General features: G+C 64.6%; 12 protein-coding genes, 1 tRNA gene and 1 pseudogene. 12 read left to right on the top strand and 2 right to left on the bottom strand.

What is annotated here, in order from left to right; translation table 11 throughout:
- From CKO11_RS13525 to CKO11_RS13480, 10 genes and pseudogenes are all read left to right on the top strand, one after another.
- Positions 1-161, top strand: a pseudogene (locus tag CKO11_RS13525) (aspartate aminotransferase family protein); the annotation flags it as partial.
- A 54-nt stretch (positions 162-215) separates the two neighbouring features.
- Entirely contained in the window at positions 216-671 is a 456-nt protein-coding gene (locus CKO11_RS13520) for a hypothetical protein (protein WP_223639790.1), read from the top strand.
- Positions 672-771: 100 nt separating this feature from the next.
- Entirely contained in the window at positions 772-927 is a 156-nt protein-coding gene (locus CKO11_RS13515; RefSeq protein WP_223639787.1) for a hypothetical protein, read from the top strand.
- A 125-nt stretch (positions 928-1,052) separates the two neighbouring features.
- On the top strand, positions 1,053-2,393 hold the full coding sequence (locus CKO11_RS13510) for a helix-turn-helix transcriptional regulator (protein ID WP_223639784.1): 1,341 nt from the start codon (positions 1,053-1,055) through the stop codon (positions 2,391-2,393).
- A gap of 70 nt (positions 2,394-2,463) precedes the next feature.
- Positions 2,464-2,862: a response regulator transcription factor gene (locus CKO11_RS13505; RefSeq protein ID WP_223639781.1), complete on the top strand. Its 399-nt coding sequence runs from the start codon at positions 2,464-2,466 to the stop codon at positions 2,860-2,862.
- Positions 2,863-2,875: 13 nt separating this feature from the next.
- The gene (locus CKO11_RS13500) at positions 2,876-3,214 is read left to right on the top strand and encodes a hypothetical protein (RefSeq protein WP_223639779.1); all 339 of its coding nucleotides are present in this window, start codon (positions 2,876-2,878) and stop codon (positions 3,212-3,214) included.
- A gap of 3 nt (positions 3,215-3,217) precedes the next feature.
- Entirely contained in the window at positions 3,218-5,911 is a 2,694-nt protein-coding gene (locus tag CKO11_RS13495) for an ATP-binding protein (RefSeq protein WP_223639777.1), read from the top strand.
- 115 nt (positions 5,912-6,026) lie between these two features.
- Positions 6,027-7,310, top strand: a complete 1,284-nt coding sequence (locus CKO11_RS13490; protein ID WP_223639774.1) for a FliM/FliN family flagellar motor switch protein — start codon at positions 6,027-6,029, stop codon at positions 7,308-7,310.
- Positions 7,311-7,416: 106 nt separating this feature from the next.
- Positions 7,417-7,740 carry a TraR/DksA family transcriptional regulator gene (locus CKO11_RS13485; RefSeq protein WP_223639772.1) on the top strand — a complete coding sequence of 108 codons (324 nt, stop codon included), beginning with the start codon at positions 7,417-7,419 and terminating at the stop codon, positions 7,738-7,740.
- A 113-nt stretch (positions 7,741-7,853) separates the two neighbouring features.
- Complete coding sequence (locus CKO11_RS13480; RefSeq protein ID WP_223639769.1) at positions 7,854-9,842, top strand: enoyl-CoA hydratase/isomerase family protein; 1,989 nt, start codon at positions 7,854-7,856, stop codon at positions 9,840-9,842.
- A 15-nt stretch (positions 9,843-9,857) separates the two neighbouring features.
- Here the strand turns inward: CKO11_RS13480 and CKO11_RS13475 are convergent, their stop codons facing one another.
- Positions 9,858-10,073: a hypothetical protein gene (locus tag CKO11_RS13475; protein WP_223639766.1), complete on the bottom strand. Its 216-nt coding sequence runs from the start codon at positions 10,071-10,073 to the stop codon at positions 9,858-9,860.
- Positions 10,074-10,212: 139 nt separating this feature from the next.
- Between CKO11_RS13475 and CKO11_RS13470 the strand changes: the two genes are divergently transcribed.
- On the top strand, positions 10,213-10,461 hold the full coding sequence (locus tag CKO11_RS13470; protein ID WP_223639763.1) for a DUF2312 domain-containing protein: 249 nt from the start codon (positions 10,213-10,215) through the stop codon (positions 10,459-10,461).
- 189 nt (positions 10,462-10,650) lie between these two features.
- On the opposite strand, the gene CKO11_RS13465 is transcribed toward CKO11_RS13470, so the two are convergent.
- Positions 10,651-11,538 carry a hypothetical protein gene (locus CKO11_RS13465; RefSeq protein WP_223639759.1) on the bottom strand — a complete coding sequence of 296 codons (888 nt, stop codon included), beginning with the start codon at positions 11,536-11,538 and terminating at the stop codon, positions 10,651-10,653.
- A gap of 117 nt (positions 11,539-11,655) precedes the next feature.
- Between CKO11_RS13465 and CKO11_RS13460 the strand changes: the two genes are divergently transcribed.
- Positions 11,656-11,731 (top strand) — tRNA-Thr (locus CKO11_RS13460).
- The last annotated feature ends 19 nt before the right edge of the window (positions 11,732-11,750 follow it).

The raw sequence follows: 11,750 nt of genomic DNA, 5'->3' as shown, positions 1-11,750 counted from the left end.
CGAAGCGTGCCTTTGCGGCCTTCCTCAAGGCCTATGAAAAGGGCATCTTGATCCGCACCACCGGCGATATCATCGCCATGTCGCCGCCGCTGATCATCGACAAACCCCAGATCGACCAGCTGATCTCCACCCTCAAAGATGTCCTCGAAACACTCGATTGAGGGGCGTTAACCCATGTTTGATCCTTCGCGGCCATTCTGGGCGCGGAGGATCCCATGGCCCGTGTTGCCCGCCCCAAAGTTTCACGTCGCGTCAACCGCGACGAGGTGTTTTCGCCCCTGACCGTCTGGGGGGGCGGGGCGCTTTTGCTGGTCACCGTGGTGGGGTTGTTTTACGCAGTCTGGAAAAGCCAGTTCGCGGCCCCGGCAAGCTATTTGTTTGACACGCCGACCCCGGGTGCCGAGGCGGGCTATTGTTTGAGCGTGGCACAGATGATCGTGCCTGCGGGCGCGCCGATTGGCAGCTATTTCGACGAGGCGGCGCAGTTTTGGATCAAACGGTTGCGCGATCTGGATGAGGATATGAACACCGCGATCGTTCGGGGGCGCGCCAAATTGATGGCTGACAAACAGGCGGCGCGTGAAAAAAGCAATGTCTGGTTTCAGTTCGCGATGGATCGCTGTTCGACCAAGGCGCTGAATTACGGGGCACATTTTCGGTCTTTCGAGTAAGACGAGACACGCCTTGACGCAGGTCATGGCGGATGGCAGTGTTCTGAACTATACGGTTCATGTGCCCCGGCAAGGGGCATGTCAGCCAAGGGTATCCGCCATGACCAGTAGTTTTTTCCGCCAAGCCCAAATCGCCTTCTTGGCCGCGTGTTTTTGCGCGGGCCTGGCAGGTTGCACCGAGCCGGTCGCGCAATGCGAAGGCGGGGTAGAGGATCTTTCGACCTTGTCGAATGTCGTCGTTGAAAACCCCTGCTGACTGTCACGGCGCGGGGGCGGGCCCGCGTGCCGGGGTGCCCCCCCTGGTCGCGGGCCTTTTTTGTCTTTTGTAAACTGCTTTTGTTGACCGGACTTTGGCTGTAAATTCGGGCCAAAGGGGGAGGTATGGCCCGTTCTGCCCTAACCGGCACGCGTATCCGCGAACGGCGCATGGCGCTGAAACTGCGGCAGGCCGATCTGGCCCGCGCGGTCGGGATTTCGGCGGCGTATCTCAATTTGATCGAACATAACCGGCGCCGGGTGAATGACGCGCTTTTGGAGGCTTTTGCCCAAGCGCTTGGCGTGGAGCCGGTGTCGCTGTCCGAAGGGGCCGAATCGGCCCTTTTTGAGTCGCTGCGCGAAGCGGCGGCGGGGGCGGTGGGGCCGGGCCGGGCAGAAGAGGCCACCACCGCGCCGCTTGATCTAGCAGAATTTGAGCGGATCGAGGAATTCGTGGGCCGGTTTCCGGCCTGGGCGCGGGTTTTGGCGGCACGGCAGGCGCGGGTTGCGGCGTTGGAGCGGGTGGTCGAGACCTATTCGGAACGCATGGCGCAAGACCCGTTCTTGCTCGATGGGTTGCATGAGGTGCTGTCGGCGGTGACCTCTTTGCGCTCAAGCGCGGCGATCTTGGTGGAAACTCCCGATATCGAACCCGAATGGCGTGCGCGGTTCTTGACGACAATCACGCAAGAAAGCCTGCGGCTGTCCGGCGCAGCCGAAGGGCTTGTGGAATATCTCGACGAGATGGAGGCTGAAGAGGCCGGGCCGGCCTCGCCACAAGAACAGCTTGAGGCTTGGTTGGAGACGCACGCATGGCATATTGCAGAATTTGAGCGCCCCGATCCGCCCGCCCCCGAGGATTTGATTGCACAGGCGCCGGAATTGGCGGCCTCGGCTGCGCGGGAATTGGCGCGCGGATATCTGGCGCGGGCCTTGGCCGATACGCGGGCGCTGCCGCTCAAGCCGTTTTTGGCTGCGCTGGCGGAAACCGGGCCCGCACCCGGGCCTTTGGCCGAACGTTTCGGTGTGCCGATGGCTTGCGTGTTTCGCCGCCTTGCCACCTTGCCCGAGGGCTGCGCGGGGGTGCCGCCGATGGGGCTTGTGGTCTGCGATGGGTCGGGCGCGCTCACCCTGCGCCGCCCCTTGCCCGGCTTTGGTCTGCCGCGCGCCACCGCCGCCTGTGCCCTGTGGCCGCTGTATGAGGCGTTAAGCCGCCCGATGCAGCCCTTGCGGGTGGCCGTCGAGATGGCGGGGCGTTTGCCGCAGCGCTTTTTGACCTATGCCTTTGCCGCGCCCCGCGGGACGCCCCGGTTTGACGGGCCGGTTTTGATGGAGGCGATGATGCTGGTGATCCCCTCGCCCTTGGCCGCCAGCGCGCCGGCGCGCCCGGTGGGGACGTCATGCCGGGTCTGTCCGCGTGCAGATTGCGACGGGCGGCGCGAGCCTTCTTTGGTGGCGCCACGCTAGGGCGCGACTGCGGTCGTGTTTGACAGCACGGGGCCAAGCGTGGATAGATTGAAGGGGGGAGGCGGATAAGATGAACGAACGGCGCGTGCTGGTGGTTGAGGATGAACCGAATATCGCCGAGGCGATCCGGTTCATTCTGACGCGCGCGGGCTGGGCGGTCACGGTTGAACATTCCGGCGCGCGGGCAATGGCCTGCATTGCCGATATGCACCCCGATGCGGTGATCCTTGATCTGATGCTGCCGGGGCGCTCTGGCCTTGATATCTTGGCCGAGTTGCGCGCCGATCCGGCGCTGGCCGCGACGCCGGTTTTGATGCTGAGCGCGCGCGGGCAGGGGCGGGACCGCGAGGCTGCCACCGCTGCCGGGGCGACGGTGTTTCTTGCAAAGCCCTTTGCCAATGCCGATGTTCTGGCCGCGCTGGAGGCGATTGCCGCGCCGGTGCCCGCCAAGGGCACCGAACAGGCATGACAATGGGGGCCTGATGCCACGCAAGGCGACGCCGCTTTTTCTTGCCCGCCGGTCTTATCGCCGCCGCCGCCTGATGGATGCCGCGCGGCTTTTGCCGCTGTTTGGCATCGTGCTGATCGCCTTGCCCGCGTTGTGGCGCCCCAGCGCCGAAGGCGTGCCGGAAGCCGCGCGCGGCTTGATTTATCTTTTCAGCGTCTGGGCCGTGCTGGTGGGGCTGGCTGCCGCGCTGGCGCGCGGGCTTGCCCCCGCCATCGATGCCGAGGAAGAGGCCGAGGGCAGCCTGCCCGATCTTGCGCCCGACCCGCTTGCCGCCGGTGCCCGCACCGCGCGCCCGCCGCCCAAAGAGCGCTAGGCGATGCCCTTTAATATTCTGGTCGCGGTTTCGCTGATTTACGTGCTGTTTCTCTTTGCCGTCGCTTTCGTGGCAGAGCGGCGCGCGGCCAAGGGCCGGTTGCGGTTTTTGTATAGCCCTTGGGTCTATACGCTGTCGCTGTCGATCTATTGCACGGCCTGGACTTTTTACGGTGCGGTCGGATCGGCGGCGCGCACCGGGCTGGAATTCCTGACAATCTATTTGGGGCCGACGCTTGTTTTTGTCGGCTGGTGGTGGGTGCTGCGCAAATTGGTGCGGATCGGGCGGACGCAGCGCGTCACCTCGATTGCCGATTTGATTTCAAGCCGTTACGGCAAGTCGAACCTATTGGGGGTGATTGTCACGCTGATGTCGGTGGCGGCCGCCACGCCCTATATTGCGCTGCAACTGCAATCGGTTACGCTCAGCTTTGGCGTGTTTGCTGCCGATACGCCTGAATTCTGGGCGCTGCCGAACCAATCGGCCACGGCGCTGTGGATCGCGGGGGGGCTGGCGCTTTTCACCATTCTGTTCGGCACCCGCAATCTGGATGCGAATGAACGCCACCACGGCGTTGTGACCGCCATCGCGCTAGAGGCGGTGATGAAGCTTGTCGCGCTTTTGGCGGTGGGGATTTGGGTTGTCTGGGGGCTGGCCGATGGGGTGGGCGATATCCTTGCGCGGGTGGATGCCTCTGCCTTGGCGGAGTGGCAAGTGCAGCCGGGCCGCTTTGCCGGGCTGACCTTTGTTTCTGCCGCGGCGGTGCTGACCTTGCCGCGCATGTTTCAGGTGCTGGTGGTGGAAAACACCGACGAGCGCCATCTGGTCACCGCCAGCTGGGCCTTTCCGGGCTATTTGCTGTTGATGAGCCTGTTCGTTGTGCCGATTGCGGTGATGGGGCTGGAAATCGCCGGGCCCGGCGCGAACCCGGATTTGTTCGTTTTGTCGCTGCCGCTGTCGCAGGGCCAAGGGGGGCTGGCGCTTTTGGCGTTTTTGGGCGGGTTTTCCTCGGCCACTTCGATGGTGATTGTGGCGGCGATTGCGCTGTCTACCATGGTCTCGAACCATATCGTTACGCCGCTATGGCTGGCCCTGTCGCGTGGCCCTGCGGAACGCGGCGATGTGCGTGGCCTTGTGCTGACAAGCCGGCGGCTGTCGATCGGTTTGGTGCTGGCGATGGGCTATGGCTATTACCAGCTTTCGGGCGGGGCCGAGGCTTTGGCCGCCATCGGGCTGATCGCCTTTGTCGGCGCGGCACAGGTGCTGCCCGCGCTGATCGGCGGCATCTTTTGGCGCGGCGCCACCCATACCGGCGCGGCGGCGGGGCTGATCATCGGTTTCGCAATCTGGCTTTACGCGCTTTTCCTGCCCTCGGTCGGGGAAAGCGGGCTGATTTCGGCGCATTTGATGCAGGCCGGCCCTTTTGGCATTTCCTGGCTGCGCCCGCAGGCGTTGTTCGGGATGGAGGGGCTGGATCCGCTGTTGCATGCGATGTTGTGGAGCCTTTTGCTTAACACGCTTGCCTTTTTGACGCTGTCAATGATTTCCTTCCCCGGCCCGGTGGAACGGCTACAGGGCGTCGCTTTCGTCAATGTGTTTGAGGGGCGCGAGGGGGCAAAGGGCTGGTCGCGCGGGCAGGCCGAGGCTGAAGACCTGTTGTCGATGGCGCAGCGCATCCTTGGTGCGCAAGAAGCGCAGCTTTTCTTTCAGGCGCAGGCGGCTGCCCAAGGCAAGCGCGGCTTCCTGCCCGACCCTACACCGGATTTTCTGGCCGCGCTGGAGCGCCAATTGGCGGGCTCGGTCGGCGCGGCCACGGCACATGCGATGATTTCCCAGTTGATCGGCGGCGCGGCGGTCAATGTGCAAGACCTGATCGCGGTGGCCAACGAGGCGCAGGAGATCAAGGAATATTCCGCCCAGCTAGAGGCGCAATCGCAAGAGCTGGCGCGCACCGCGCGGGCGCTGCGCGAAGCGAATGAAAAGCTCACCTCACTTTCGGTGCAAAAGGATGCCTTTTTGGGGCAGATCAGCCATGAATTGCGCACGCCGATGACCTCGATCCGGGCGTTTTCGGAAATCTTGATGGAGCCCGATCTGCCCGAGGCGATGCGCGCGCAATATGCCGAAATCATTCATGAAGAGGCGCGCCGCCTGACCCGTCTGTTGGATGACCTGATTGACCTTGCCGTGCTTGAAAACCGCAAGGTGAACCTCAATATCTCGGTTGCGAACCTGCATGATCTGCTCAATCGTGCGGTGCAATCGGCCTCTTCCACCCGGCCCGAGCGGGATTTCCGCTATGAGCGCGACTTCCCCACCGAGCATATGCCGGTGTTCACCGATACCGACCGGCTGGTGCAGGTGTTCATCAACCTGATTTCCAATGCGCGGAAATATTGCGATGCCGAACGCGCGGTGCTGCGCATCGAGGTGAAACGGCGGAAAAATCGGGTGCAGATCGATTTCATCGACAATGGCGGCGGCATTCCCAAGGCCCAGCAGCAATTGATCTTTGAGAAATTCGCGCGGCTGACAGATACGCAAAAGGCGGGCGGCGCGGGGCTTGGTCTGGCCATCTGCCGCGAGATCATGGCCAATCTGGGCGGCACGATTGATTATCTGCCGGGCCAGGGCGGGGCCGCTTTTCGCATCACCTTGCCCTTAAGGCGGCGCGAGGACAGCGCCGAAGACATCTGAGGTCCGCAGCCGAAGACGCGGAAAAGAGTGAAGAATCTCAAGACGCCGTTCACCATTTGTAAACCTTGATCTGCGATTCCTTGACCAAGGCACGGGCAATGGGCGGCATGAGGGAATGACGGACGAACGGTCTCAAACGGTGATGCGACGCAAGGCGGAAGCGGGACGACCCGCCTCCGATGGCTCTCCGCTGACGGCGGAGCGGGCGATCACGCAGGCTGTCTCCAAGGTTGCGCAGGATATGTTGGCGCTGCCGGTGCAAACGCTGTCGATCAACGAAAGCCGCCGCACGCTGGCCGACTTGCCCGAGGCGCTGGAACCGCTTTCCCTAATTGCCATCATCGAAGGCCCCGAAGAGGGGCTGGGGATCATTGCGATGCCGCCCGAAACGCTTTCGGTGCTGATCGAGGTGCAGACGATGGGCAGCCTCGCCAAGGAGGCGCCGCCGCCGCGCAAACCCACCCGGATCGACGCCTCGATGGTGGCCGATTACCTTGATGGTGTGCTGGGACTGATCGAAGAAAGCCTGGCCGAGACCGAGGCCGTGGTCTGGGCCGGGGGCTTTCGCTATACCTCTTACCTGGACGATCCGCGCCCGCTGGGCCTGTTGCTCGAAGATATGGGCTACCGGATGTGGCAGCTGGAGCTAAGCTTTGGCGCGGGCGGCGAGCGCAGTGGCAAATTGCTCTGGGCGGTTCCGGTTAACGGGCGCGGCCAGATGTTGCGCCGCGTGCCCGGGTCTGGCGCCGACGGCGCGGCCCCGCATACCCCCGAACAAGATGAGGCAGACTGGAACCACCGGCTTGAAAGCTCGGTTCTGGGGGCCTCGGCGGTGATCGAATCCGTGCTGCACCGGGTGACGCTTCCGCTGGCGCAAGTAATGCAATTGCGCCCGGGTGTCAGCCTGCCAGTGCCCGAAGATGCGCTGGAAAATCTGACATTGGAAGGCGCGGGGCGGCGCAAGCTGGCCTCGGCACGACTGGGCCAGCATCGCGGCATGCGAGCGGTGCGCATCAGCGACGAAGAGGCCGGGATGCCCGAACAAGATGCCTCTGAGCCGAAGGTGCGCCGCGTCGTGCCGCAACCTTTCGACTCCGGCGAAAGCCCGTTCAACGGCAAAGCGCCGGGGGCTGCGCCCAAGGGCCCGCTCGACCGGATCGACAGCCCCGCTTACGACCTCGAACCCGGCGCCGAAGGGTTGGGCGGTCTTGGCGGTCTGGATGACGCTGCCGGGCTGGACGCGGCCTCTGGGCTGGATGGCCTTGGAGGGTTGGGTGGTCTGGGTGGGCTGGATGCGCCCGAGGGCGAGATGCCGGGCCTTGGTGGGCTGGGCGGTCTTGGTGGCCTTGGCGAAGACGAGGGCGACCTGCCGCCGCTCAAGATCGGCAATGGTGTCTGACCGGAGCCGTTTGATCGGCTTAGGCTGATCCGGGCCGGGGAATTGACGTGCATCAAGGCTTCTTTTCGCGCACGGTGCTTGGATGGTGCCAGCACATGAGGTTGCCATGAAACCCCTCGAAACCCGCCGCGCTGAGCTTTTGGCGCGCAAGGCGCAGCTTGAAACGCGCATGTCGCAGATTTCAGGCGAGTTCGAGATGCATGAAGCCAAAGATTGGGAAGAAATGGCGACCGAGCGCGAAGGCGACGAGGTTTTGCAAGACCTTGGGGCCGCCGCGCGCACCGAATTGCGCATGATTGAGGCGGCCTTGGCGCGGATGGACGAGGGCGAATATGGCTATTGCGTCACTTGCGGCGCACGGATTGCCGAAGAGCGGCTCGACCTGATCCCTGCGACGCCCTTTTGTGCGGCGCATGCCGCGCATCATTGACGCCCGCGATCATTCAAACGGACCAGGATCGACCGGGCATTGTGCCCGATTTCAAAGACTTGCCCTTGCAGCCCTGCCCGATACCCGCGTAAGTTGAGGCAAATGGAGGCGGCATGGCAAGACGTGTAAGCGTGCAGCGACGAGAGGGCGTGGCACTGGTCACGTTGGGCGGGGCTGCCGAAGATCCCGGCGGCGGGTTCGACCTTGCCTTGCGCCGTGCGCTTGACGCGGCTTTGACCGAGGCTTTCGCGACACCGGATCTGAAAGCTTTGGTGGTGCGTGCGGCGCCGGGGGGGTGGCCGCAGGCTGCTGATCCCCTTACCGATTTTGATGCTGCCGCGCCCAGCCTTGCCAGTTTGTGCGCGCGTTTGGCCGATGCGCCTGTGCCGGTCGTGGCGGTGTTGTCGGGGCAGATCGCCAGCGGCGGGCTGGCGCTGGCGCAAGCGGCGGGGCTGCGCCTCGCCTTGGCCTCGACCCAGTTCTTTTGCCCCGAGCCCGGGTTGGGGCTGATCCCGACCGCAGGCGCCACGGTGCGATTGATGCGGCGCGCGGGCGGGGCGGCGGCGCTGGATGCTTTGCTTGCGCCGCGTCCGCTGGATGCGCAGGCGGCGATGCAGTTGGGCCTGTGCGATGCGGTGGCGTCGGACGGCACGATCGAGACCGCCGCATTGACCGAGGCTTTGCGCGTGGCCGAGGGCGGTGCGCCCTTCATGTCGCCCGATGCGGCGCTTGAAGATGCGGGCGCCGCGCTGGATGCCCTGAGCGCTGCGCAGGCGCGCCATGACGCGGGGCCGCAGGCCGCGCTTGTGCCGCAACTGGTCGAACTGGCGCAGGCCGCGCTTGTTTTGCCAAGGGAGGCCGCGCTCGATGTGGAGGCGGTTCTCTATGAGGATTTATTGGCGTCTGAACAATCCGCCGCCCTGCGCCATTTGAGCGGGGCGCGCCGGGCGGCTGCGCGGCTTGCGGGCCTGCCCGAGGGGATGGGGGCCGAGCCTGTGGCCAAGGTGGCGCTGTGGAACCCGCCCGAGCGGCTGGTGCTGGGGCTGTTGGGCCGGGGGGGGACGGTGCAGCTTGGTGCCGCGCCGGCGACGCGGCTTGAAGCGGTGCTGATTGCCGTGGCGCAGGCGCAAGAAAAGGCGCTGGCCGCGGGGCGGATCGATGCGGCGCGCCGCGACGCCGATTGGGCGCGACTTGAACCGATTGTCAGCCCAAAAGCGATCACCGGTGTCGATCTGGTGCTGGCCGCGCCGACGACTGCCGACGAACTGGCCGCCTTGCGCGCGGGCTGCGCGGGGGATGCCGTTTTGGCGCTGGTGGGCGTGACACCGAAGCCCGGTGAATTGGCGGTGGACCGGACACGCGGCCTTGCCGTGATTTGGGCCGGGAGCACGGGGCAAGAGCGCCAGCTTTTGCGGCTGGCGAGCGTTTTGCGCGCGGATGGCGCGCAGGTGGTGCATGGCACCGCGCTGGCCTTGCGGCTGGAAGTGGCTTGGCTCGCCGCGGCGGAACGCACGGTGCTGGCGGGGGCGAGCCCGGCGCAAGTCGATGCGGCTTTGACCGAGTGGGGCTTTGCCGAGGGGCCCTTTGCCCGGCTGGATGCGCTGGGCCTGCCCAATGTGATGGCGCGGTTTTCCGTGGCTGGGCGGCAGGGGCGCGCGCTGATCGCCGCGCTTGCGGGCACCGGGCGGCAGGGCCGCGCCGCAGGCGCGGGCGTTTATGATTATCCCGAGGGGGCGGGGCCACAGCCGCGTGCGGCCGAAGAAAACTGGTTGGCGGCTTTGCGACTGGCCGAAGGGATCACACCGCAAACGCTGTCTAATGCTGAAATCGTGGCGCGCGTGCTGGCCGAACTTGCCGGAGAGGGGGCCGCCGCTTTGGAAACCGGCCGCGCCTACCGTGCCAGCGATATCGACCTTGTGGCCGAGGCGAGCCTTGGTTTTCCAAGGCGCCATGGCGGCCCGATGTTTCAGGCCGACCGGATCGGCGTTTTGGCGCTGCGCAAACGGCTGCGCGCGCTTGTTGGGGAAGGCGCGCCCTTGCCCTCGCCCCGGCTGGATCGGATGATCCGCGAGGGGCTTTCGTTTTTCGATAGGGAAAGCTGATGTATTACCGCAATATCAGCGGAAGGTGACACCAAGCACCACCAGCATCAGTCCGATGGCCGACACGAACAGCGCCCCCAGATTTAGCGCCACAATCGAGCGCAAGCGCTCGCGCAGCGCCGCATCGTCCAGCCCCGCCCCCTTGGCTTTGGCCACCAGCGACGCGCAATAAAGGATCCCAACAAGACCCACCAGCGACACCGCCGCCCCGATCCAGATCAGTATTTCCATGGCGTCCTCCGCTTTGCCCGTGGCTACACGTGCCGGCAGTGAATGGCAAGCGCGGGGTTCTTCGCAGCGGGTGGGCCGTTGCGCTTGAAGCCGGACGGGGGCTGCGCTAGGGAAAGGCTTCATCGCCAGCGAGGACCCCATGCCCAACGACGTCTATAACGTGGCCGCCGACGAGCTGCGCCAGTTCATCGAGCAATACGAACACCTCGAAGCCGAGAAGAAAGACATCACCGAGCAGCAGAAGGACGTGATGAGCGAGGCGAAGGCGCGCGGTTACGACACCAAGGTGATGAAGAAGATCATCGCCATGCGCAAACGCGACCAGAACGATCTGGCCGAGGAAGAGGCGATCATGGATATTTATAAAGCTGCGCTGGGCATGAGCTAAGCGCCCGCCGCGTTTCGCCGCAAAAGCACAAAACCACACGTTCGGGCCGGGTCTTCCGGCCTGACTGCGTTTGGCGCGTTGGAAAAGGGCGGGGCATCCGCGGCAGGGGGCGTCTCAAGATATCGAAAAACGCCAAGACAACCGAATATTGACTGGTGCTGCGCCCGAAGGGGGCCAAATGGCAGTCGATCAGGGGGTAATCAGCGTGACCCCGGGCATTTGGGCGATTTCGGCTACGTCGTCCTCATAAGCCGCGCCGATCTCTTCGACCAGATCAGAGGTCCAGCCCGGCAAGGGCAGTTCAGCTTCCAAGGCCTCGGGCCGGGCAAATTTCTCCAAGAAGGCAATCAGCACCTTGCGCCGCTGATCGACCGAGAGCGGCGGATGCTGGGCCACATAGGCACGCAACCGTTTCACGCCCTCCGGTTCCATGATTTCTTCGACCAGCGCGGTTTCCCCGGCAATCGGCACATCATCGGCAACCCCGGACATCGCCCGCAGCACCTCCGGAAAAATCAGCGGCAGGTCTTCGTTGCACCACAGCACCAGCCGGGCGCCGCTGATGGCGGCGGCTTCGTTCATGCGCGCCACCACCGGCGCCCACCGCAGCGAAATCGGATCTTGGCCCGCCATGAATTGCGCAAAATCCCGCCCGGGATGGCGCGCGTAAAGCGACGCTGTCAGCAATGCGGGGTTGATTAGCCCCAAATGGAATTCGGTTTCGGCGTCGGGAAACAAGTTGGCCAAGGGGCCAAGCTTCTCGGCGGCCGCCGGATAAAAGCCCGAGGGGCCGATCGCGCGGTCGGGCAGGGCGAGGAAGTTTTCATAGCTAAAGACCAGCCGTTCCACCGGCCCCGACGCGCCCTTCAGACAGGCGCTGCGCAATCTGTCTTGGGTTTCGGCATCGGCTGGTCCGCCCTTGAGCGAAATCAGCGCATCGCGCAAAGCCGTGCGATAGGCGCCCGGCGCGGGGGCATGGGCATGGGCCTGTGCCATCACATCGGGATTGGCCGCGAGGGTACGGATCAGCCGTTCCTCGTCGGTGGCATGGGCGCCGAGATGGAAAACCAGTTGCATAATCCTGCCCTCTTCTCGCGCAGACCATAGCCGGGCGGCGCAGGCGAGGCAAACCGCTTCTGGCGCGCGCTTGCACGGGCTTGCACAGAGCCGGAGCCGGCGCTATTTCAGGGCAAGGCCGGCGTAGCTCAGTTGGTAGAGCGTCTGATTTGTAATCAGGGGGTCGGGGGTTCGAGTCCCTCCGCCGGCACCACAAAAGTCATTAAGCCATT

The sequence above is a fragment of the Rhodobacter sp. TJ_12 genome (assembly GCF_020023995.1).
In the GTDB taxonomy this organism is placed as follows: domain Bacteria; phylum Pseudomonadota; class Alphaproteobacteria; order Rhodobacterales; family Rhodobacteraceae; genus Rhodobacter.
This window is presented reverse-complemented; position numbering and strand designations above follow the sequence as displayed.